Origin of the sequence: Manganibacter manganicus (assembly GCF_002075885.1) — a bacterium.
Classification (GTDB): Bacteria; Pseudomonadota; Alphaproteobacteria; order Rhizobiales; family Rhizobiaceae; genus Mesorhizobium; species Mesorhizobium manganicum.
The window spans coordinates 13553-36241 of record NZ_MDET01000020.1 but is presented as its reverse complement, the minus strand read 5'-3'; the positions used below and the strand labels follow the sequence as shown (position 1 = coordinate 36241).

The following is a 22689-nucleotide window of genomic DNA, read 5'->3' as shown; positions in this document are numbered from 1 at the left end:
TACCCGAATCTAGCGCCTACCAGAGATCGTAGCGCAGCCCGACCTTGATCTGATGGCTGTCGACGCCCTTGTCGATCGAATAGGCAGAGGGGCCGTCGAAGCTGATATATTCGGCATCGGGTGCCGACAGATATTGGTAGCCGATATCCAGCGCCAGATTCCTCGAAATCTGATAGGCAAGACCGGCATTGAGCGAATAGGCGAACGAGTACTGCGTCTTGCGGCCGGAAGCGGATATGTCGGCGTTGGCCGGCGTGAGATCGTCGTAACCGACATTGTAGCTGTACCGGTTCTGGAATACGCCGATACCCGCCCCGACATAAGGGGTGATGCCGACATAGGTGCCAAGGTCGATATAGCCGTTGACCATCGCCGTTGCGCCTCGATTGTCGAAATCGGCAAAGCCCGTGCCGGCCGGACCGCTTGTCGTGATGTTCGCCTCGTTTCCGGGAAGGAAGCCGATATTGACGTCAGCCCTCAGATAATCGGTAAAATGATAACCGAAACCGACACTGGCAAATACCGGCCGCTCGCGTTGCGAGACGCTCGTCCCGGCGGAACTGAAATCGATATCGCGATAGCTGTCGGCCGGCAGATAGGCTATGTCGCCGCGCAGATACCAGCCTGAACCGACTTCGACCGGCACATATTCCGGCGCCTCGTCCAGGACCAACGGCGGCTCATAGTCGGCGGCCGGCGCCGGCATGGAGGCCAAAGTGCCGAGTGCGGCAAGCGCCAGCACGCCGCGCAATTGATGTTTCATATCGATGTGCTCCCGCCTCCGGAACCGCGACACAACCATCGGGCCCGCATGGGAAAGCATTGTTAACCATAGTGGTTAAGTGGCGGTTAAGGATAACGAATCCTTGCGCGTTTTTTCGCGCACATATGAAAAAGCCGCCCGACATCGGCAGGGCGGCTTTCGGTCGACACCTCTGCGGGTGCGAAACTATTTGGTGTAGAGCGGCTCGGGCTGCGGCTCGTAAACCACCTGCACCGGTTCGTAACAGCCATTGGCGGGCCCGCCGAAGCTGTAGCGCAGACCAGCACGTACCTCATGCACATTGAAGCCGTCGTCGAAGCCGGGGCCAACGCCGACACCCGATTCCTCGAACATGCGCCCGCCCTCGATGTGGGAGAAGCGATAGCCGACGTCCAGCTTGGCGCGATCGGTCAGGCAATAGGAGGTGCCGGCCATGAGCGCATAGGCAAAGCGCCAGCCTTTCGCGCCCTTGTGGTAATAGTCACCGGACGTATCGCTGTTGTGCAACGTATCCCACTTGATGTGCGCGCCACCGATGCCCGCGCCCACATAGGGCGTGAATCCATGCCAGGTGCCGAGATCGACATAGGCGTTGGCCAGCAACAGCCAGGCCGACATGCTGCTTGAATCGTTGGACGTACATGTGCCGGGAACGCCGCCGCAGCCGCTGCCTACGGTGTGGCCCTCGAAGTCGGACTTGAACCAGTAGTCGGCGGTCAGGTCGGCGCGAAAATGATTGTTGATCTGGTAGCCGACACCGGCTCCGAGCGAGAATGCGCCCTTGAGCTTCCCCGACGTGAAGCTGTTGGTGCCCGGCCCGTAGGTGATGTAATCCGCGCCGCGCCAGCTCGGCTTGTGATAATCGATATCGCCGCGGATATACCAGCCGCCATAATCAGGCGCCGGCGCTTCATAGATCGGCGGCTGTTCGATGACCGGCGGCGGCAAGGCAAGGTCGGCCGCGAAGGCAGGGACCGCGAAAGTGGCGACAATACCGGTAAGGAATGCTTTTCTTGCAAGATTGAACATCATTCACCCCTGGCCCTCGGGATGCGCAAGCATGTGCCCCCGAAACGCTTGATTTCGGCGTGGATAATGAACTGCAAAGGTTAAAGCCGGTTTAACCCTGTCGCTTAACCAAGAATCTAAAGAATTCTAATCATTTGGCCCTGCCTGCACCGGCCATGAAAAGCCGCTGCGGCTGCCTTGATGTGAGGTGTGGAAATCGAATTCCTCCCACCAGCCATTCAGGCAGCAGCGTGATGCGCTTCCGAAATCACGGTGATCAGATCGTCGACCACGGTCTCGACCAGCTTGGGATCGTCGCCTTCCGCCATCACGCGGATCAATGGCTCGGTGCCGGAAGGCCGGATCACCAGGCGTCCGGATTTACCCAACCGGTGGTGCGCGTCCTCGATCGCGGCTTTCACCGGCGCCTGCTCCAGCGGCTTGCCTTCGGAAACCTGCACATTCTTCAACAATTGCGGAACCGGTTCGAATTTCTTCAGCACCTCGCTGACCGGGCGGTTCTGGCGCTTGACGCAAGCCAGCACCTGCAAGGCCGCGACCAGACCGTCGCCGGTGGTTGAGAAATCCGACAGCACGATGTGGCCGGACTGCTCGCCGCCGACATTGAGGCCGTGCGCACGCATATGCTCGACGACATAACGGTCGCCGACACGGGTGCGGTGCAGTTGCAGGTCGAGCCCGCTGAGGAAGCGCTCAAGCCCGAGATTAGACATGACGGTGGAAACCACGCCGCCGCCGGCCAGCCGCCCGCTCTGGTGCCAGGCCTCGGCGATCATCGCCATGATCTGGTCGCCATCGACGATCTCGCCCTTCTCATCGACGATCACGACCCGGTCGGCATCGCCGTCAAGCGCGATGCCGATATCGGCGCGCACCTCATGCACCTTGGCCTGCAGGCTGACGGGATGGGTTGAGCCGCATTCCTTGTTGATGTTGAAGCCGTCCGGCTCGTCATTAATGGAAAACACCTCGGCGCCCAACTCCCAGAGAGCTGCCGGAGCCACCTTGTAGGCCGCGCCGTTGGCGCAATCGATGACGATCCTCAGGCCCGACAACGACATGGAACGCGGCAAAGTGCGCTTGGCGAATTCGATATAGCGGTCATGCACGCCATCGACGCGCTTGGCACGGCCCAGCCGATCAGAGTCGGCAAGCGTCATCTCGATACTGTCGTCGAGCATGGCCTCGATGCGCTGTTCGATCTCGTCGGACAGTTTGTAGCCGTCCGGCCCGAACAGCTTGATGCCGTTGTCATGGTATGGATTGTGCGAAGCTGAGATCATGACGCCGATATCGGCGCGCAGCGAACGCACCAGCATGGCCACCGCAGGCGTCGGGATCGGGCCGAGCAGGAAAACGTCCATGCCCGCCGCGCACAGGCCCGCCACCAGCGCATTCTCGATCATGTAGCCTGAAAGACGCGTATCCTTGCCGAGCACGACGCGATGCCTGTGACTGCCTCGCTGGAAAGAGAGACCGGCGGCCATGCCGACACGCATGGCGATTTCCGCCGTCATTGGAAACTTGTTGGCCCGCCCCCTGATACCATCGGTACCGAAATAACGTCCTGGCATTTACTGGCTGTCCTTTGCGATTGGCCGACTGATCTCATGCCACAGCCGAGTCAACTTCCGGTATCACATTGTATGATCTTGTGTCACGAATCCTTAGAAAATCGTTCTGCCGCTGTTAACCGTCACGACCGCCGCTCGATTATCAATGGCATCGCACCGTGAATCGTTGCATCTGGCGCAACCGCTCATTGCGCGATATGTCTTTGTCAGGGACGTCGTGAGCGGCAAGATGGAGAAACGCTATGCTCATCCACAAATTGGCTACCTTGACCGGGGTTGCGATCGTCGGCCTGCTTCTGGCGTCACCTGCCAGTGCGCTCAGCATGGCCGAGTGCAGCACCAAGTATAACGCCGCCAAGGAGGCCGGCACTCTGGACGGAAAGACCTGGAACCAGTTCCGCAAGGCGGAATGCGGATCGGACGCCAGCGCCGCCAAGGATGACAGCAAATCCAGGAAGAAAACCACGAAGGCGGACGACAGCGAGAAATCCGCCAAGAAGACGAAGAAGGCCAAAGCTGAAGACGATGCCGGGACCGGCCTCTCGATGAAGGAATGTAGCGCCAAATACCAGGCCGCCAAGGCTGCCGACACGCTGAACGGCATGAAGTGGAACGATTTTCGCAAGGCCGAGTGCAGCGCCGATGCCGCCGACACCGCGGCAAAGCCCGCCAGGACCACGAAAACAAAAAAGGCAGCAGCCGATAACGATGCCGGCAAGGGCCTTTCGATGAAGGAATGCAGCGCCAAATACCAGGCCGCCAAGGCTGCCGACACGTTGAACGGCATGAAATGGAACGACTTCCGCAAGGCCGAGTGCAGCGCCGATGCCGCCGACACCGCGGCAAAGCCCGCCAGGACCACGAAAACAAAAAAGGCAGCAGCCGATAACGATGCCGGCAAGGGCCTTTCGATGAAGGAATGCAGCGCCAAATACCAGGCCGCCAAGGCTGCCGACACGCTGAACGGCATGAAGTGGAACGACTTCCGCAAGGCCGAGTGCAGCGCCGATGCTGCCGCCGACGATACGGTTCCGGCCGCGAGCGAAGCCAGATATGACGGCGAGCCGGCCAAGCCGACCGCCAGGGCACCGCGCGGCGTGAAATTCCCGACCGCCGTCTCGCAGAAATACAAGTCCGAGTCGCCCGGCAAGGCTCGCATGCACACCTGCCTCGACCAATATTATGCCAACAAGGACGACGATACGCTGGGCGGTCTCAGGTGGATTCAGAAGGGCGGCGGCTTCTACAGCCTGTGCAATGCCCGCCTGAAGAACGGCTGATCCATCCCGCACCAAATCACGAAAACCCGCGAGGCGTGCGCTTCGCGGGTTTTGTTTTGTCCCGATCGTGTTCCATTCGCTCGTCGATTACACCGGCTGCCGGCCGGCCTCATGTCCTGGTGAAATAGGGCAGTACGAACATGTACAGCCCGCTGAACAGCAGCAGGAAAAGCGGGAGAAGGGGCGAATAGACCACCCATGCGGGAGGTGTTCCTAGTGCCATAGTGACGAAATTGGCGATGACGGTCAGTGTAAAGATGATGGCAAGCCAGCGATGGCCCTGCCGAATCCATGCGTTCCAGGTCAATGAATCCTCCTGTGAAATAAGTCGAAGTGAGCCGCTCTCTGCCGAGTCGGTATCGGTTCAGTTTCTGCGATGCAGGCTTCAGCCTTCCCGCGCCAGAACCTGTTCCAGCTTTTCAAGGAATTGCTGCCATCCTGCCTTGGCGCCGCCATAGGCCTGCTTCTGGTCTGGCCGGAAACCCGATTGCTCGACACGCAGACGCGTGCCGGTAGCCGTAGGCGTAAGCGTAAAAGTCACCACGCTTCGCAGATCGTACGCCGCATCGTCATGCGTGAAATCCCACTTGTAGGACAGGCTTTCGTTCGGTTCGATGGTCAGGACCTCACAATCCAGCACCCCACCCCATTCACCGCGAAGATTGAAGTGATGCCCTACCGTCGGCTTGAAATCGTTTTTCATGAGCCATTCCTCGATCAGATGCGGTTGTGTGAGCGCGCGCCAGATCTTTTCAACTGGGTGAGGAAGCACCCTTTCAATGATAATCGAGCGCACTTCAGTCGATGCTTCGTTCATTGATCCATCCTTTTGAGTAAATCTTCGAGATCGTCCAATCGGCTCTCCCAGAAGCCTGTCATCTCGCTCGTCCAATCGGCCAGCGGCGCCAAGGCACCGGGCCTGACACTGTAATGCGTCTGGCGTCCTTCATGACGGTCCTGCACCAACCTCGCCTGTTTCAGTATGCCGAGATGCTTGGAAACCGCCGGCTGAGAGATTCCGGCTTGCGCCGTCAGCACGCCGACCGTCTGCTCTCCTTCGCGGCATAACCGCTCAAAGATCGATCGTCGCGTGGGATCGGCCAGAGATCTGAAAAGAGCGTCACGGGAGACTGTCATCGTAATCCATAACCAATTGGCTATGGGTTATGGATAACCATTGAGCTATGAATTGTCAAGCAGAGACGGAATGTACGTCAAAATAAAAACACCGCGGGCGGCCGCGGTGTTCTCATTGTCTTGATGGCAGGTAAACAGACCGCTACCGGGCCGCAGCCATGCCTCAGTTCGAAGGCTGCGGCTCCATGCCGCCTTCCGGCTCAGGACCTTTCCTCTTGCCGCGCGCCGTGCCGCCGGTCTTGGGCACCGCCGAACCGCGTGAGGGCGGCGTGTCGTCGCCCATATCGCGCGCCGGCTTCTTGCCGGCCAGCAACTGCTTGATCTCGTCGCCTGACAGCGTCTCATATTCGAGAAGCCCTTCGGCAAGCGCGATCCAGTCCTTCTTCTTCTTCGTCAGTATCGTCCTGGCCGAGGAATAGGCCTCGTCGATCAACCGGCGCACCTCGTCATCGATGATCTGCGCGGTTTCTTCGGAAATATTCTGCTGGCGCGCCACGGAATGCCCGAGGAATACCTCTTCCTGATTGTCGCCATAGGCGACATGACCGAGCTTGTCGGAAAAGCCCCAGCGCGTCACCATAGCACGCGCCAGTTTGGTCGCCTGCTCGATGTCGGAAGCGGCACCCGAAGTGATGTTTTCCTTGCCGAACTTGAACTCCTCGGCAACGCGTCCGCCCATCATGATCGCCAGACGCGAAATCATGTATTTGTAGCTCATCGAATAGCGGTCGCCTTCCGGCAACTGCATGACCATACCGAGCGCACGACCGCGCGGGATGATCGTTGCCTTGTGCAACGGGTCCGCCGTCGGCACGTTGAGAGCCAGAATAGCATGGCCGGATTCGTGATAGGCGGTCAGTTCCTTCTCGGCCTGGGTCATGGCCGAGGAACGACGCTCCGCGCCCATCATGATCTTGTCCTTGGCGTCCTCGAATTCGGCCATGGTGACGAGCCGTTTGTTGCGCCGCGCAGCCATCAGGGCGCTCTCATTGACGAGGTTCATCAGATCGGCGCCGGAAAAGCCCGGCGTGCCGCGCGCGATCACCTTGAGATCGACATTGGGCGCCAGCGGCACGTTGCGCACATGCACTTTGAGGATCTTTTCGCGACCGATGATGTCGGGGTTCGGCACCACCACCTGACGGTCGAAACGGCCCGGCCGCAGCAGCGCCGGATCGAGCACGTCGGGCCGGTTGGTGGCGGCGATCAGGATGATCGACTCATTGGCCTCGAAGCCGTCCATTTCGACCAGCAACTGGTTCAGCGTCTGCTCGCGCTCGTCATTGCCACCGCCGAGGCCGGCGCCGCGATGACGACCGACCGCGTCGATCTCGTCAATGAAGATGATGCAGGGCGAATTCTTCTTCGCCTGCTCGAACATGTCGCGCACGCGAGACGCGCCGACACCGACGAACATTTCAACGAAGTCCGAACCGGAAATGGTGAAGAACGGCACGTTGGCCTCGCCGGCCACCGAACGGGCCAGAAGCGTCTTGCCGGTGCCGGGAGGACCGACCAGCAGAACGCCGCGCGGAATCTTGCCGCCGAGCCGCTGGAACTTCTGCGGATCGCGCAGGAATTCGACGATCTCCTCAAGATCTTCCTTCGCCTCGTCAACGCCAGCCACGTCCTGGAATGTGACGCGGCCATGCGCCTCGGTCAGCAGTTTGGCCTTCGATTTGCCGAAGCCCATGGCGCGGCCGGACCCCGACTGCATCTGGCGCATGAAGAAAATCCACACGCCCAGGATCAGGATCATCGGCAGCCACGAGATCAGATAGCCGAACAATGTGTTTGAACCGTCCGTCTCAGGCCGGGCGTTGATGGTGACGTGCTTTTCCTCAAGCCTTGAAACCAGCGAGGGATCGCCGGGTGAATAGGTCTGGAAGCCGGTGGCGCTGTCGTTATAGTTGCCGCTGATGCGCTCACCGGCAATCGTCACCGATTTCACCCGACCCGAAGCGACATCCTGCAGGAATTGCGAATAGGCAACCTCGGTCGAGGCGCCACGTGTCTGCGGCGTCTGAAACAGGTTGAACAAGGCGATCAGGAGGACTGCGATGACGGCCCAGAGCGCGAGATTGCGATAATTCGGATTCATCAATTATCCCGTTGGCGCCGATGCTGCGGGGCGCATAGATCAAGAGGAACGTGGCTTTAACATAGGGATTGCGCCACGCAATGCCAAGCATTGCCGAATGTCGCGCTTAAAGCTTAATGAAGCGGTTCCATGGCGCTTTTTCCGTACCCGGAAAATGGCGGCACCGGGACAGGCGGCGCACCCGTCAATTCAGCGATGACGCGGGCGGTTTCAAGATCGAAGTCGGGCAGGAAGTGTGCCCACGGGGCAAGCAGCGGAAGTGCTTGCGCTGACACGCCATTTTCTCCTTGTTCCGTCAAGACCGGTTCTGCGGCCAGTGCCCGCCGGACAAGGCTTTGCGGTACATCGTCAGCCACCGGCGCCCCGCTGCGCACGGCATGGGCGCCGAGCGGCGCGATCACCATCGCTCCACGCCTGTCGCGGAAAGTGATGCGCCGCCGCCCGTCCCAGATCATCCCGTCGCTCGCGCCAGTCGGCACAGGCAGGCCCCGTGCCTCGCGATAGAGATAAAGGCCGCCACGCCGCGCATCGACGACGACCCGCGACAATGTGGCGCGAATCCGTTCGGCAGCGGCGAACCGCTCAAACAGCGCGGCCACTCGCGCTTTGTCGGGCAGAAAGGATACGCCGCCCACAGTTGCCAGAAGCACGCGCAGCGCATGAATGGCCGCGCCCCTGTCGTCTGCTTGCGCCAATTCCGGCGAAAGGCGTAAAAGCCCTGCCGATGGCTGAGTGGCAATGCGCCGCAAAAGCCGCGCCGTACGCCTGTCAAGCGATCGGCGCTCGGTAGCCGCCTCATGCGCCAGTTCAAGCAGCGCCTCGGCACCGGCTCCATCGAGGGCCGCGCGCACACGCGGCCGCTCATAATGTCGGTCGGCATTGGTCGGGTCTTCAGCCCAGCCGACGCCTTCGCGCCGCAGCACATCACGCAATGCTTCCCGCCGAGCACCGAGAAAAGGGCGCAGCAGCCATAGCCCATCTTCAAGGCACGTCGCCGGCGCCATGCCGGCAAGGCCACGCTGCTCGGCGCCGGCCGCGCCGCCGCGCTGCATGCGCATCCGAACCGTCTCGGCCTGGTCGTCCGCAGTATGGCCCGTCAACACCGTGCCGATGCCCGCTTCGCGCGCGGCCTGCGCCAGCAGCCGATAGCGCGCGGCTCGTGCGGCGGCAGGCAGGCCGGTGGCAGGTTTCGGCCCGGTCCATTTCAGGGTCCGGTGGTCGATGCCGCGCCAAGCGCACAATCGCGCCACCGCGCACGCCTCCGCATCGGAACCGGGCCGCAAGCCATGATCGACGGTCACCGCAAGAAGCTTCGTTCCAGGCGCGTTGCGATCGAGATAATCTTTGAGAAGGATGAGAAGGGCGGTGGAGTCGCTGCCGCCGGATACGGCTGCAATGACGCCGCCGGTAAAATCGATAGGGTCGAAAAGCGTCGAAAGAGGCGGCGCTTCGATAGTCAGCACGATGCGCGGGTCCGTTCCTGCTTGACGCGTTCTTTCAAGGCCGCCGAGATATCGGGATAACGCTTCGTGACCTCGCCGAACGTGGCACAGGCAACGTCGCGCTGTTTGAGGCCGACCAGGGCCACACCGAGCTTGAAGAGCATGTCAGGCGCCTTCTTCGCTCTCGGAAAGTTCTTGCTGGCGCCGAGGAAAACCTCAGCCGCATCGCGATATTTGTGCTCACCGAGCAGGGCCTCGCCAAGCCAGTAATGTGCATCCGCCGCCTTCGCATCCTTCGGGAACCGCGCGATATGGTCGCGGAAACCCTTTTCGGCGACACCGTAATCGCCCGAGAGGATGAACTGATAGGAATTGCGGTAAAGCTCGTCGGGATCGTCCGTGGTCGGCAATGCCGCCACGACCGGTCCGCCCGTGGAACCGCTTGCAGTACCCGCGCTTCCCGAAGCCGCGTCGGCCTGCGGATTTCCGCCCGTGCTCACCACATTACCGTTCTTGTCGACGGTAATGGTGCCGAAGGTCTTCGGCGGCGCGCCTTTGCCGGCCTCGCCCTCGCCGGAACCGATAATATCTTCCAACGTTTGACCGCCGCTTGAAGCGGCGGCGGTCCCATTGTCGGTCCGGGTCGTGGCAATCGAACGGTCTGTCTTGTCGGAAGCGTCGGAACGCTTCTGCCCGCCCTGTCCACCACCCTGCTCAAGCTGCTGGAAGCGGAACTCATTGTCTTCCTGCTGCTTGCGAATCTGCTCCTGCATTTGCAGGATCTGGAAATTGAGTTCCTCGACCTTGCCGTTCAAAACGCGGATCTGGTCCTCCAACCCGGTCGCACCGACCGCCTGCTGGGCAAGTTGAACCTGTTCTTGCTTTTTCTCCCCGAACACGCCGGGCAGCCCGAAGGACGGCAGATGCAATGAAAACCCGCTGTCCGAAGACCGGGATTGGTCGGAACCGTTCGCCAAGGCAGCGACGCCCGATAAAAGCAGCACTGCCAGCGCGCTGCCCAGAATTGATCTCAGATACATAAGCCTCTCGCCGTGAAAACCAGTTTCTCCTTTGATGAAGCGCATCCACAAGGACCGCCCGCACAGCCTTTAACAGGGCGCGAGACTTCGGCCAAATTTTGTTTCGCAGGGTCACAATGCGACAAAGGCGGCCTAGCATGACCGCCTTTGCCTGAAGCTGTTGTAAATTGGCCGGGCACCCGCAGGTGCCGCCGCTGCCCGCGTCTAACTGCCAGCGCCGGAAAGCGTGGTGACGGCGCGGCGATTCTGCGACCAGCACGAAATGTTGTCGCACACCGCAACCGGCCGCTCCTTGCCGTAGGAAATCGTCTTCATGCGGCTTGCGGCAACGCCCTTGGAAGCCAGGAAATCGCGAGTCGCGGCGGCGCGGCGCGCGCCAAGCGCGAGGTTATATTCGCGCGTGCCGCGCTCGTCGGCATGGCCTTCGACGACGATCCGGTATTGCGAATAGCGGTTGAGCCATTGTGCCTGGCGGGCCAGCGTCTGCTGGGCGTCGGCGCGGATTGCCGAAGAATCGGTATCGAAGAAGATGCGGTCGCCGACATTGACCGTGAAATCCTGCGCCGAACCCGGCGTGGCGGCGGCACCGTTAAGGCCGAGATCGGCCGCGCTGTTGGGGGTCTTTTTCGAAGCACAGCCGGCAATCGCCAGCGAGGCGAACAGTGCGATCATGGCCGGGTTTGCTGCAAGTCTTGCGATACGGCGCATGCCGCCTCTCCTTCGCATTCAAGTGGTTTGATTGATCTCTCAGTAACCACATTTGGGTTAACCGGCGCTCAACAAACACGGTTAAAAATGGGTTTAGTCGCCGTCCGCGACCTTGCAATCCGAATCCTGTTTCGTCCCAACCAGAGGCCGAAATACGGCCAAAACGCGACGAAGCAATGGAAAAAGGAGCCAAACGGCCCCTTTTGCCGCACAAGCAGGATGCTTCTCAATCGAGCAATGGCGACCAGGCCGGGTCGGAGGCGTAATCCTTGGTCGGGATCGCCTGTTCATTGCGGCCGGTGAGATCGATAGAAAACAGTTTCGGCCCGCCCGAACCCGGAACCTCGCGGAAGAACATCAGCACGCGCCCATTCGGCGCCCAGGTCGGCCCTTCCTGCTGGAAGCCCGTCGACAGGATGCGTTCGCCCGAACCGTCCGGTTTCATGACGCCGATCTGGAACTCGCCGCCCGACTGCTTGGTGAACGCGACCAGATCGCCACGCGGCGACCACACCGGCGTGGAGTAGACGCCGGCTCCGAAGGAGATGCGTTTCTGGTTGGACCCGTCCGCGCCCATGACATAAATCTGCGAGCGGCCGCTGCCGCCGCCACGATCCGAAGTGAAGACGATCTGCGAACCGTCCGGCGAATAGGATGGCGAGGTGTCGATCGCATTCGAATTGGTCAGCCGCGTCGTCGAACGGCTGCGCAAATCCATGGCGAAGATGTTGGAATTGCCGTCATCGCGCAAAAGGCTCATGATCACTTTCTGGCCATCCGGCGAGAAGCGCGGCGCAAATGTCATGCCGGGGAAATTGCCGACCAGTTCACGCTGGCCGGTCTCTATCTGCAGCAGATAGACACGCGGCTGGCCGCTCTCGTAGGACATGTAAGTGACTTCCTGCCGGTTCGGCGAGAAGCGCGGTGTCAGTACGATGGCGCTGCCATCGGTCAGGTAACGCACATTGGCGCCGTCCTGGTCCATGATGGCAAGCCGCTTCTTGCGCGCGTTCTTCGGCCCGGACTCATCGACGAAGACGATGCGCGTATCGAAATAGCCTTTTTCGCCGGTCAGCCGCTCATAAATGGCATCGGCGATGATATGGCCGACACGGCGCACATTGTTGCTGCTGGCGAAAAACTGCTCGCCTGAAAGCTGCTGGCCGGCGAACGTGTCCCAAAGCCGGTATTCTGCGCGAACGCGGCCATCCGCCTCCTTCGAGACACGCCCTGTCACCAGCGCCTGGGCATTGATGACCTTCCAGTCGTCAAAGCGTGGTGCCACGTCCGGGTTCGAGATCTTCTCGATGAATGCGCTCTTGTCGATCGGTGCGAACAGGCCGGAGCGCTTCAAGTCGGCGGTAACGATGCCGGAAATCTCGGCACCGAGTTGATCGCCGGCCAGGAAATCCGTGATGGCGATTGGCAATGGCTCGATTGTGCCCTTGTTGACATCGATCTCGACACGCGCGCTGGCCGGAAAGGTCAACGCGCCGGCCGCTCCCGCAGCCAGGGCAGCGATCGTCATCAGCGTCGTCAGCAGTTTCTTCATGCGTTCAGCCTCGCTTTTGCTTGGTCGGCATTTCTTGCGCGAATGTCCGTCAGAACATGTCGCTCGGGTCGAAATTCACAACGACCTCGGACCAGGTATCGTATTTGTCGACAGGCAGATTGAATGGCGCGCATTTCTGCACGGCACGCACCGCCGATTCCGCCGCCGTCCGGCCGGGCCCCGATGCCGCACCGCCCTTGATCACTTCCGGACGCCCTTCGAGCATGCCGGACCGATCGAGGTGAAAGCGCACCGAAACCTTGAGCGTGTCGGCATCATCCACGCCTGCGGGAATGCTCCAGCAGCCACCAAGCCTCTGGCGCAACGCATCCATCTCGTTTTGCGACAGCTTGTCGCCGCCGGTCGATTTCTTGCCGCCCAGCGAAGCCTGTTGGGTCGAGCGCTTGGCGCCGCCGCCGGACGGCTTCTGCTTGTTGAGCAGCGCCGAGATTTCATCGGCGTTGAATTCCTTGTCGTCGGATTTCGGCTTGGAGGACGCCTGCTTGACCGGCTTCTCGGAATCCTTGCGGTCCGGCGCCTTGGGGCTTTCGGCCTCGGCCTGTTGCGGCTTTGGCCGCGCATCGGGCGCCGGCGCGGAATTCGGCAGCGGCACTTCATCGGCCGGCTGTTCGGCAATCGCCTTGGCAATCTCGTCAGGTTTCGGCTGCGGCTCGACGGCGGCCGTCGTCTCTTGCGTCGGCGGCGCCGGCGCAGGCTCCGCCTTCTTGATCGGTTCGGGCTTCGGTTCGGGCTTCTTCACCGGTTCAGGCGCGACGTCCTGCTTGGGCTGGGCCTCGGTTGCCCGTTCAGTGGCTGGAACCGGCTTCGGTTCCTCCCTGGGTTTCGGCACGTCCTCTGTCTTGACCGGTTCCTTGGGTTCGGGCGCCGGCGGCGGGGCCGTCGAGCTATCGACCGGTTGCGGCTTGGGAGCGGGTGTCGCCGGCTTATCTGTATCGACCGAATTCTCGCCCACCTTCCGGGCGTCGGCCACAACGTCCGGACGCTCGGTCGGCAGCGGCGCCGGCTTGTCGCGCATCGGCGACTTCTTGTCGCCCTCCTGGATCTGGGTGAGCGCGTCCATCGGAACGATATCGACGGGCAACGCCTCGACATCGGCCACATCGAAGGCAGCCGGCGCCTTCAGCGAAAACAGGCAGAAGCCGATTATCGCCGCATGCATGATCACCGATGTGGTGAGGCCGGCCTTCATTTGGGGTTTACTGATCCTGTTCCTGGAGGGTGACGAGGCCGAGATTCTTGAAGCCTGCGGAGGAGATGCGCGCCATCACCTTCATCACCGTGCCGTAATCGGCGGTCTTGTCACCGCGCACATAGATGCGCTCGTCATAGCCGGTCTTGGCGATCGCCTGCAGCTTCGCCACCACCTCGTCGAGCGGGATCTCGGTTTCCTGCAAAAAGATCTTGCCCTGCTGGTTGACCGAAACCGTGATCGGCTGCGTATCCGAATTCAGCGCCTTGGCCTGCGTTTCCGGCAGGTCGATCGGCACACCAACAGTCAAAAGCGGCGCCGCGACCATGAAGATGATAAGCAGCACCAGCATGACGTCAACGAATGGCGTGACATTGATTTCCGACATCAGGCTGTGATGGCGACCGCGCCGCCTGTGGCCGCGCCCGCCGCGGCCAGCGCCGCCTGCACTTACGGACATTCCCATATCAGCTAACCCCTACGCAGCCTTCTGCATGACTTTTTCATCGATTTGGCGCGAGAGTATGGCCGAGAATTCATCGGCAAAGCCTTCCATGCGCACCGCCAGCTTGCTCGCATCCGATGACAGCTTGTTATAGGCAATAACCGCCGGAATGGCCGCCAGAAGGCCGATGGCGGTGGCCAGCAGGGCTTCAGCGATGCCTGGCGCCACCACCGCAAGACTCGTCGATTTCGAACCGGCAATGGCCTGGAACGACGTCATGATGCCGATGACAGTGCCGAACAGGCCGATGAAGGGCGCCGCCGACCCGACGGTCGCCAAGAATCCAAGCCGGCCTTCCAATCGTTCCATTTCGCGCGTCAGCGCCAGATCCATCGCCTTGTCGATGCGTGTCTGCAAGGCAAGCGGAGAACGGGCGCCTTTCTCGAAACTCTTCTTCCATTCACGCATCGCCGACACGAAAATCGCACTCATGCCGGTCGTCTTGCGTTCAGCGAGATTGCGATAGAGTTCTTCCAGCGACTGGCCGGACCAGAAAGTCTGCTCGAAGCGGTTGAGCGCCAGCCGCATGCGCCCGAAAGAGACCACCTTGTCAACGACGATGGCCCAGGTCCAGATCGAAGCGACGAGCAAGCCGAGCATGACCAGTTTGACCACCCAGTTGGCCTGCATGAACAGCGCCCAAATCGACAAATGCGCGCCCGGTTCGGCGAGTGCGATGTTTTCCATTGACTCAATTCCTTAAGATTACCGGGCGTGGCTTGCGGCTGGCCCCTGCGCATTCCTCGTGGTTTGTCAGCCCCAAGCTTCCCGAATACCCCGAAAAATGCCGCGTTCGCGGCCTTTTCGGAGCAAATCTTGGTGAAAGGAAGGCACACGGATTCCTCCGATCTTTCACGATTTCCTTCATGGACTGTTATGGTTAACGAGGCGTTAGAGCCGCCATGCAACGGCCCGGACCGCTGAAAATTTTCGCTTCAGAGCGGAAATTTTCAGGGTTTTGGCATGAAGGCGGCGATCCATTCCTTCGGGAAACGTCGTGGCCTGCCACTCTCGCCGATAATGGCCGCTTCCACCCTGGCCCGCACCAGAAGGTCTTCGCCGCGCTTCAATTGCTGCGCCATGAAGATACGCGCGCCGGAAATACGCTCGGCCTGCGTTTCAACGGTCAGAATGTCGTCGATGCGCGCGGGCGTGACGAAATCGATTTCCATCCGGCGCACGACCCACACGATGCGCTCCCCATGCTTGCCATCGGCGAGCTCCGTATGGTGGACACCGGCGAGGCGCAGGAAATCGGAGCGACCGCGCTCCAGAAATTCGAGATAGCGCGCATGATAGACGACGCCGGAAAAATCGGTATCGGCATAATAAACCCGCGCCACCAGCCGATGGCCGGCGGGCGTCAACTCGCCAGCAAGGCCGACACTCGGCGAAAGGATGGCATCACCGCTCACGATCCCTCCTGAAACAGGCTGATCTGCTGTTGCGCCAGGTCGTTCGGCACGTCCAGCCCGAGATGACGCCAGGCATTGGCCGTCAGCACCCGGCCACGCGGCGTGCGCTGGATAAAACCCTGCTGGATGAGATAAGGCTCGATAATGTCCTCGATGGCGTCGCGCGGCTCCGACAGGGCAGCGGCAATCGTCTCCACGCCGACAGGCCCGCCGCCGAAATTGGCCGCGATCATCGACAGATAACGACGGTCGAGCGCATCGAGGCCGAGCGCATCGACCTCAAGCCGGGAAAGCGCCTCGTCGGCGATCCTGCGATCGACGTGCCCGTCGCCGGCGACGGCGGCGAAATCGCGAACACGACGCAACAGCCGCCCGGCGATGCGCGGCGTCCCGCGGGCGCGCCGGGCAATCTCCACGGCGCCGTCGTCACCGAGCGGCATGTTCAAGATGCGCGCCCCGCGCCGCACGATCTGCTCCAGTTCCTCGACCGTATAGAAGTTGAGCCGCACCGGAATGCCGAAGCGATCCCGCAACGGATTGGTCAACAGACCAAGCCGGGTCGTGGCCGCGACCAGCGTGAAGCGCGCAAGGTCGATCTTGACGGAGCGCGCGGCCGGCCCCTCGCCGATGATGAGGTCGAGTTGGAAATCTTCCATCGCCGGATAGAGGATTTCCTCCACCGCCGGATTGAGCCGATGGATTTCATCGATGAACAGCACGTCACGGTCTTCCAGATTGGTCAGAAGCGCCGCAAGATCACCGGCCTTGGCTATGACCGGGCCGGAGGTCGACCGAAAATTGACGCCCATCTCACGCGCCATGATCTGCGCCAGCGTCGTCTTGCCAAGCCCCGGCGGGCCGACGAACAGCACATGGTCGAGCGCCTCCTCACGCCCCTTCGCCGCCTCAATGAAAACCTTGAGATTGGCGCGGGCCGCCGCCTGACCGACGAAATCGTCGAGCGTCTGCGGCCGCAGCGTCTGTTCGGCGTCCTCACCACGCTTTTCGGAATCGATGAGACGGGGGGCGGTGTTCATTTCACCCTCCTCGCATGAAGGGCCGAAACGGGCAAGCAGCCGTGCCTCACCGCGCCAGTTCCTTCAGGCCAAAGCGGATCAGCTTTGCCGAATCCGCGCCCTCGCCCGCCGCCTTCAACGCGCCGGCGACGGCATTGGCGGCGATGTCGCGCGAATAGCCGAGATTGACCAGCGCCGACACGGCGTCTGCCACCGGCGCGGGCGCCACGCCCTCGCCCAACTCCTGCTTGAGCCCGATCGTTCCGGTCGTCTCGCCGGCATAGGCCGGCGCCTTGTTCTTCAGTTCGGTAACGATCCGCTCCGCCACCTTCTTGCCGACGCCCGGCGCACGCGAAACCATGGCGATATCGCGCAATGCGATCGCGTTGGCGAGATCCGCCGGCGCTAGCGTAGAAAGCACCGCCAGCGCGACCTTGGCGCCGACGCCCTGGACGTTGTTCATCAACAGCCGGAACCATTCACGCTCCAGCGCCGTGCGGAAACCATAGAGCCGGATCATGTCCTCGCGCACATAGGTCTCGATGAACAGCACCACCGCCTCGCCGGGGGACGGCAGTGCCGCCAGCGTGCGCGCCGGGCAAAAGGCGACATAGCCGACGCCATGCACGTCGATGACACAATGATCCTCGTCGATTTCGTCCAGCGTGCCCTTGAGCTTGCCGATCATCGTCCCTACCCCGCCAACCTCAGCCGATGAGTCACACTCTGCCGGTGATGGGCATGGCAAATGGCAATGGCCAGTGCGTCGGCGGCATCGGCCGTATCGAAAACGGCCTTCGGCAAAAGCACCTTCACCATCATGTGAATCTGCTTCTTGTCGCCATGCCCGACACCGATCACCGCCTTTTTCACCGCATTGGGCGCATATTCGGCGACCGGCAGGCCGGCGAGTGCCGGCACCAGCATGGCGATGCCGCGCGCCTGCCCGAGTTTCAGCGTGGCGACCGCATCCTTGTTGACGAATGTCTGCTCAACCGCCGCTTCATGCGGCATGGCCCCGTGAAGCACATCGGTCAGGCCGCCATGCAATTGGCAAAGCCGCGAGGCGAGCGTCAGCGTATCGTCGGAGCGCACCGTGCCGGCGGCCACGAAACGCAGCGAATTGCCAAGGCTCTCCACGATGCCCCAACCGGTGCGCCGCAAGCCTGGATCGATGCCGATGATGCGAATCGCTTCTGCCATGGGCCCCACTCTATCCGTCGCCGACAGGCTTGCCAGCGAAATGTGAACAAAGCAGAAACGTGAAGCTCAGGGCCCTGAATCAACCGCGGGCGAAAGCGGTGTTCAAAAGCGTGATCTGGTCGGAAACCGGATTGGACCGTCGCCCCACATCATGCGACATGCTTTCGCCGCCGCCATAGACCTCTTCGTCCATGCGCCGGACCAGCGCCTGCAGGCGCAGCGAACGTTGCACGAGATCGATAAAGGAGCCCGGCAGTTCGTTCCAACCTGCCGCGTCGTCATGCGCCGAAGCGGTGTCCAGCCGCACCTTGGCCTTTTCGGAAGCGACCTGGTCGCGGGTCATTTCGCCGGAATTGGCGGCTCGCTGCAAAAGCAGCCATGAAGCGACCTGCATCAACCGTGTCGTCAGGCGCATGGATTCGGCAGCGTAAAGCGTAGCGCCCAGCCGCGACAATTTCTTGGCCGCGACCCTGCCTTCGCCGTCGAGATATTCCGCCGCCTGCTCCACCAGCCCCATGCCTTCATTATAGAGTGGCTTGAAGGATTGCGAGAACACCCGGCGCTCGGCCAGTTTCACGGTTTTGCCCCCGGCGCCGGCGTTTGCCGCCATGTTGGCAATATTGTTCGAAAGCTCGTTCATCATCACGCCTGTAACCCGGTTCGGCGGCCGGCTGATTCGGCCCTGCCGCCGCCCGCCAACCTATATGACCATGTTTCGAAAATGCGCCTCGTCTCCGCTCAAGGCAAGGACATGTTTAACGAAAGGTTAACGCGGCCAACCGAAAAAAAAAGAGCCGCGGGTAAGGCGGCTCTCAGGAGTTTTAACAGGGAGGCGTCAAACAAAGTGGCTCCAACCACTTGGTAAGAATCCAGATCACTGGATGGCCGTAGTAAACGCCTGTAAAGGCTAACGATCGGTTAACGGCCGCCATAATTTTCGAGAGAACTGGCCTGAGCGCTATCGCAAGGCCTCGGGATTGCTCCACACCGCCGGCAACGCGATAAACGCGAACAGGAACATGGCAAGGTAAAAGCCGATGGACGATATACCCAGCACCGGCTCCATGGATTCCACGCCCGCGAACTCAAAATAAAGCCCGATCATCAGCACGATGCCGCTCGCCGCCGTCAGCCAGAAATGCACGCTGGCGAGCATCTTGCGGCCTGCCGCCGGGAATAAATGATAGAAGAAGCCGAATACTGCCGACATCAGCCATCCGGCCACCATGATATGCGCATGGGTCGGCATCTCGCTATGATCCTGGCTGATCGCCATGTCCAAGCCGAGCGCCATCCCACACAGCGCGTAGATGATCGACAAAGTAAAGAAATTGCGTGCCACGCCCTGCATGGTGCCCTCCAATGGCGAGGTTCTCCTCAGCATGAGATGCATATTAGCAAATATGGATAAGCCTGTCTCGGCTCAACTCTCGTCGATCATTTCACGCAGCCGGAATTTCTGAATCTTGCCGGTCGAAGTCTTCGGGATTTCCGCAAAAATCACGGCCTTCGGCACTTTAAAGCGGGCTAGCAGCGACCGGCAATGCTCGATCAGTTCGGCCTCGGTGGCCGTCTTGCCCGGCTTGAACTCGATATAAGCCACCGGCACTTCGCCCCATTTGCCGTCGCGCCGCGCGATCACCCCACAACCCGCAACAGCCGGGTGCTTGTAAAGCGCATCTTCGACCTCGATTGACGAAATGTTCTCGCCGCCGGATATGATGATATCCTTGGAGCGGTCCTTGAGCTGGATATAGCCGTCCGGGTGCATGACGCCGAGATCGCCGGAATGAAACCAGCCGCCTGCGAACGCCTCGTCGCTGGCCTTGCGGTTCTTGAGATAGCCTTTCATGACGATGTTGCCGCGAAACATTACCTCGCCAATGGTTTCGCCATCGGCCGGTGTCTTCACCATGGTTTGAGGGTCCATCACCGTCAGCTCTTCAAGCGCCGCATAGCGCACGCCCTGCCTTGCCTTTTTTGCCGTGGCGGCGCTCTTGTCCAGCGCATCCCATTCACCATGCCATTCATTGACCACCGCCGGGCCGTAAGTTTCAGTCAGGCCATAAAGGTGAGTGACTGAAAAACCGGCATCGGCCATGCCGGAAAGCACCGCCTCGGGCGGCGGGGCGGCGGCTGTGCTGAAAGTCACCGCCTGAGGAAAATCGCGACGCTCGTCGTCACCGGCATTGATGAGCAGCGACATGACAATCGGTGCACCGCACAGATGAGTGACGCCATGGTCGGCGATTGCCTCATAGACAGCTCTGGCACGAACCCAGCGCAGGCAAACATGAGTGCCAGCCTGCACAGCAAGCGTCCAGGGAAAGCACCAGCCGTTGCAATGAAACATCGGCAGCGTCCACAGATAAACGCAATGCTTGCCCATGCCGGCATGTATGGTGTTGGTGTAGGCCATCAGCGCCGCGCCACGATGATGATAGACGACGCCCTTCGGATTGCCGGTCGTGCCCGACGTGTAGTTGAGCGAGATGGCATCCCATTCGTCGTCCGGCATCGACCAGCCAAAATCGGGATCGCCCGAGTCCACCAGTGCTTCGTAATCGAGCGTACCGATGCGCTCGCCCTTGGGATAGGGGGCATCCTCGCCATAGTCCGGATCGTCATAGTCGATGACCAGCGGCTTCACTTTTGCCAGCGCCAGCGCCGCCTTCATCACGCCGGAAAATTCGCGATCGACGATCACCACTCTGCTCTCGGCGTGGTCGAGTTGGAACGCGATCACGGCTGCGTCCAGCCTTGTGTTGAGCGAATGCAGCACAGCCTTGGCCATCGGCACGCCGAAATGCGCTTCGAGCATCGGCGGTGTGTTGGACAGCATCACCGACACGGTATCACCCTTGCCGATGCCGTGTTTCCTCAATGCCGAAGCGAGTTGCAGCGAACGCCGCCAGAAATCCCTGTAGGTCAGCCGCTGGCTGCCATGGATGATGGCGACATGATCGGGGAACACCTTCGCCGCCCGCTCCAGATAAGAAAGCGGTGTCAGCGGCTGATAATTAGCCGGGTTCTTGTCGAGATCCCGCTCATAGGCATTGGACATGGTTCCTCCGAAGCGCACCGATAAGGGCTGATCTTTCATAGCGGAAATGCGTGGCTTTCCGCTACAGGATCTCCAGCACACCATCCCATATCAGCTTCAGCGACAGGAAAAACACCAGTGCATAGGTGATCGGATAGAAGATCTCGGCCTTCATGTGCCGCACCACCGCCGCTCCTCCGAGCGTGGTGATCGCCGCCACCGGCATCAACACCGCCGAGGCGGTGAGATTGCTGGTATCGAGTTCGCCAAGCGCGAAATAGGGAATCAGCTTGACCGCATTCACGAGCGCAAAGAACAGCACGCTGGTGGCCGTATAGAGTTGCGGGCTTTGCCTGAGCGGCAGCGCATAGACCTGATAGGGCGGGCCGCCGGCATGGGCGACGAAACTGGTGAAGCCCGAAACCGTGCCCCAGAACACGCCGGCGGGCGTATTGTGCGGATGCGGCTTGTCCAGTCCTGAAAATTTCTGCCACAGCCAGCGCAGCACGAAGCCAAAGGCGATGACGCCGACGATCAGCTTGACCATGGCTTCGCTGACCATCGCCGCCGTCGCCCAGCCGATCGTGATGCCGGCCACCGCGCCCGGTAGCATGTTCTTGATCGTCAGGCGGTCCCGCGGCTTGCCGCGCCACGCCCAAAGGGCTGAAATATCCATCAGCACCAGGATCGGCAGAAGAATGCCCGCCGCCTGCACCGGCGGCATGGCCAACGACATCAGCGGCACACCGACCACGCCGAGCGCGCCGCCAAAACCACCTTTGGAAAGGCCGATCAGGATCACCGCCGGCAGCGCCACGGCATAGAACCAGGGATCGGCAAGAAGGCTTGTCATGAGGCTCGCGATCAGTCGGCGGCAGGAATGTGCAACCCGACATAACCGATTGCGCGCCGAGAGGCGACCACGGAGCGGCGGCGCGCACGTCTGTTCAAGCGCGCCGCATTCGTCTATGCCGCATTGCAACCATCTTCGCACCGCATAGGCGGAAAACGGAAACTCACCTTATGACCGACGCAACGCCGCCCAATCGCTGCCGCATCGTGCTGATCGCAATGCCCGACACCACGCCCGCGCGCATTGCCGCCGCGCTGACAGGCGGCGATGTGGCCTCGCTGATCCTGCCACAAAACGGGCTCGATGAAGCGGGTTTTCAGGGTTTCGCTGAAGCTGTCGTGCCGCCGGGTCAGGCCGCGGGAGTTGCGGTGATCATTGACGGCGACAGCCGTATCGCTGGCCGCGTCCACGCCGACGGTATCCATCTCGAAGGATCGAAGGCTGAACTGGCGGACGCCATAGAACGGCTTCAGGGCCGCATGATGGTGGGGGCCGGCGGCGCCAGGACACGCGACGAGGCGCTGGAGCTCGGCGAGGAGCGCCCGGACTATATTTTCTTCGGCCGCTTCGGTTACGACACCACGCCCGAGCCGCATCGGCGCAACCTCGCCCTCGGCGCATGGTGGGCGGAAATGATCGAGATCCCCTGCATCGTCATGGCCGGCTCCGACCTCGGCTCGGTCGAGACGGTTGCCGCCACAGGTGCGGAGTTCGTGGCGCTGTCGAGCGCCGTCTTCGCCGAGAGCGTCGATCCCGCCGCCGCCGTGGCTCAGGCCAATGCCCTGCTCGACCAGACGGCGCCGCGCGTCGAGGATTGA

The 22689-nt window shown here is 61.2% G+C and carries 24 protein-coding genes; 2 read left to right on the top strand and 22 right to left on the bottom strand.

Annotated features, from left to right (window positions below; genetic code table 11):
* Nucleotides 1–16: 16 nt before the first annotated feature.
* From BFN67_RS13500 to glmM, 3 genes are all read right to left on the bottom strand, one after another.
* Nucleotides 17–763 (bottom strand): outer membrane protein, encoded by a 747-nt coding sequence (locus tag BFN67_RS13500; RefSeq protein WP_080920118.1) that lies wholly within the window; start codon nucleotides 761–763, stop codon nucleotides 17–19.
* 186 nt (nucleotides 764–949) lie between these two features.
* On the bottom strand, nucleotides 950–1792 hold the full coding sequence (locus BFN67_RS13495; RefSeq protein ID WP_080920117.1) for an outer membrane protein: 843 nt from the start codon (nucleotides 1790–1792) through the stop codon (nucleotides 950–952).
* A 218-nt stretch (nucleotides 1793–2010) separates the two neighbouring features.
* Nucleotides 2011–3366, bottom strand: coding sequence for a phosphoglucosamine mutase (gene glmM, locus BFN67_RS13490; protein WP_080920085.1), 1356 nt, complete (start codon nucleotides 3364–3366; stop codon nucleotides 2011–2013).
* Between the two features lie 545 nt (nucleotides 3367–3911).
* Between glmM and BFN67_RS13485 the strand changes: the two genes are divergently transcribed.
* Nucleotides 3912–4646 (top strand): hypothetical protein, encoded by a 735-nt coding sequence (locus BFN67_RS13485; RefSeq protein ID WP_425349783.1) that lies wholly within the window; start codon nucleotides 3912–3914, stop codon nucleotides 4644–4646.
* Between the two features lie 109 nt (nucleotides 4647–4755).
* Here the strand turns inward: BFN67_RS13485 and BFN67_RS13480 are convergent, their stop codons facing one another.
* From BFN67_RS13480 to BFN67_RS13390, 19 genes are all read right to left on the bottom strand, one after another.
* Nucleotides 4756–4953 (bottom strand): hypothetical protein, encoded by a 198-nt coding sequence (locus tag BFN67_RS13480; RefSeq protein WP_080920083.1) that lies wholly within the window; start codon nucleotides 4951–4953, stop codon nucleotides 4756–4758.
* 78 nt (nucleotides 4954–5031) lie between these two features.
* Complete coding sequence (locus BFN67_RS13475; protein WP_080920082.1) at nucleotides 5032–5463, bottom strand: SRPBCC family protein; 432 nt, start codon at nucleotides 5461–5463, stop codon at nucleotides 5032–5034.
* A complete protein-coding gene (locus BFN67_RS13470; RefSeq protein ID WP_080920081.1) occupies nucleotides 5460–5783 on the bottom strand; it encodes an ArsR/SmtB family transcription factor in 324 nt (107 codons plus the stop codon). Before BFN67_RS13470 ends, BFN67_RS13475 begins: the two co-directional genes overlap by 4 nt.
* A gap of 163 nt (nucleotides 5784–5946) precedes the next feature.
* A complete protein-coding gene (gene ftsH, locus BFN67_RS13465; protein ID WP_080920080.1) occupies nucleotides 5947–7884 on the bottom strand; it encodes an ATP-dependent zinc metalloprotease FtsH in 1938 nt (645 codons plus the stop codon).
* 113 nt (nucleotides 7885–7997) lie between these two features.
* Nucleotides 7998–9347, bottom strand: a complete 1350-nt coding sequence (gene tilS / locus BFN67_RS13460; protein WP_080920079.1) for a tRNA lysidine(34) synthetase TilS — start codon at nucleotides 9345–9347, stop codon at nucleotides 7998–8000.
* Nucleotides 9341–10366, bottom strand: a complete 1026-nt coding sequence (ybgF, locus tag BFN67_RS13455; RefSeq protein ID WP_080920078.1) for a tol-pal system protein YbgF — start codon at nucleotides 10364–10366, stop codon at nucleotides 9341–9343. Before ybgF ends, tilS begins: the two co-directional genes overlap by 7 nt.
* 204 nt (nucleotides 10367–10570) lie before the next feature.
* The gene (gene pal / locus BFN67_RS13450; protein ID WP_080920077.1) at nucleotides 10571–11074 is read right to left on the bottom strand and encodes a peptidoglycan-associated lipoprotein Pal; all 504 of its coding nucleotides are present in this window, start codon (nucleotides 11072–11074) and stop codon (nucleotides 10571–10573) included.
* Between the two features lie 226 nt (nucleotides 11075–11300).
* Complete coding sequence (gene tolB / locus BFN67_RS13445; RefSeq protein ID WP_245295261.1) at nucleotides 11301–12602, bottom strand: Tol-Pal system beta propeller repeat protein TolB; 1302 nt, start codon at nucleotides 12600–12602, stop codon at nucleotides 11301–11303.
* 73 nt (nucleotides 12603–12675) lie between these two features.
* A complete protein-coding gene (locus BFN67_RS13440; RefSeq protein WP_080920075.1) occupies nucleotides 12676–13836 on the bottom strand; it encodes a hypothetical protein in 1161 nt (386 codons plus the stop codon).
* 7 nt (nucleotides 13837–13843) lie between these two features.
* Nucleotides 13844–14302, bottom strand: a complete 459-nt coding sequence (gene tolR / locus BFN67_RS13435) for a protein TolR (protein WP_080920074.1) — start codon at nucleotides 14300–14302, stop codon at nucleotides 13844–13846.
* 12 nt (nucleotides 14303–14314) lie between these two features.
* Entirely contained in the window at nucleotides 14315–15028 is a 714-nt protein-coding gene (gene tolQ, locus BFN67_RS13430; RefSeq protein ID WP_080920073.1) for a protein TolQ, read from the bottom strand.
* Between the two features lie 263 nt (nucleotides 15029–15291).
* Nucleotides 15292–15756: a tol-pal system-associated acyl-CoA thioesterase gene (gene ybgC, locus BFN67_RS13425; protein WP_080920072.1), complete on the bottom strand. Its 465-nt coding sequence runs from the start codon at nucleotides 15754–15756 to the stop codon at nucleotides 15292–15294.
* Nucleotides 15753–16793 carry a Holliday junction branch migration DNA helicase RuvB gene (ruvB, locus tag BFN67_RS13420; RefSeq protein ID WP_080920071.1) on the bottom strand — a complete coding sequence of 347 codons (1041 nt, stop codon included), beginning with the start codon at nucleotides 16791–16793 and terminating at the stop codon, nucleotides 15753–15755. Before ruvB ends, ybgC begins: the two co-directional genes overlap by 4 nt.
* Nucleotides 16794–16839: 46 nt before the next feature.
* Entirely contained in the window at nucleotides 16840–17460 is a 621-nt protein-coding gene (gene ruvA / locus BFN67_RS13415; protein WP_080920070.1) for a Holliday junction branch migration protein RuvA, read from the bottom strand.
* Nucleotides 17461–17465: 5 nt separating this feature from the next.
* Nucleotides 17466–17975, bottom strand: coding sequence for a crossover junction endodeoxyribonuclease RuvC (gene ruvC, locus BFN67_RS13410; RefSeq protein WP_080920116.1), 510 nt, complete (start codon nucleotides 17973–17975; stop codon nucleotides 17466–17468).
* A gap of 79 nt (nucleotides 17976–18054) precedes the next feature.
* The gene (rcdA, locus tag BFN67_RS13405; RefSeq protein WP_425349782.1) at nucleotides 18055–18618 is read right to left on the bottom strand and encodes a protease adaptor protein RcdA; all 564 of its coding nucleotides are present in this window, start codon (nucleotides 18616–18618) and stop codon (nucleotides 18055–18057) included.
* A 315-nt stretch (nucleotides 18619–18933) separates the two neighbouring features.
* The gene (locus BFN67_RS13400) at nucleotides 18934–19326 is read right to left on the bottom strand and encodes a hypothetical protein (protein ID WP_080920114.1); all 393 of its coding nucleotides are present in this window, start codon (nucleotides 19324–19326) and stop codon (nucleotides 18934–18936) included.
* Between the two features lie 72 nt (nucleotides 19327–19398).
* Complete coding sequence (locus BFN67_RS13395) at nucleotides 19399–21039, bottom strand: acyl-CoA synthetase (protein ID WP_080920113.1); 1641 nt, start codon at nucleotides 21037–21039, stop codon at nucleotides 19399–19401.
* Nucleotides 21040–21100: 61 nt separating this feature from the next.
* Entirely contained in the window at nucleotides 21101–21871 is a 771-nt protein-coding gene (locus BFN67_RS13390) for a sulfite exporter TauE/SafE family protein (protein ID WP_080920069.1), read from the bottom strand.
* 170 nt (nucleotides 21872–22041) lie between these two features.
* Between BFN67_RS13390 and BFN67_RS13385 the strand changes: the two genes are divergently transcribed.
* Nucleotides 22042–22689: a thiamine phosphate synthase gene (locus BFN67_RS13385; RefSeq protein WP_080920068.1), complete on the top strand. Its 648-nt coding sequence runs from the start codon at nucleotides 22042–22044 to the stop codon at nucleotides 22687–22689.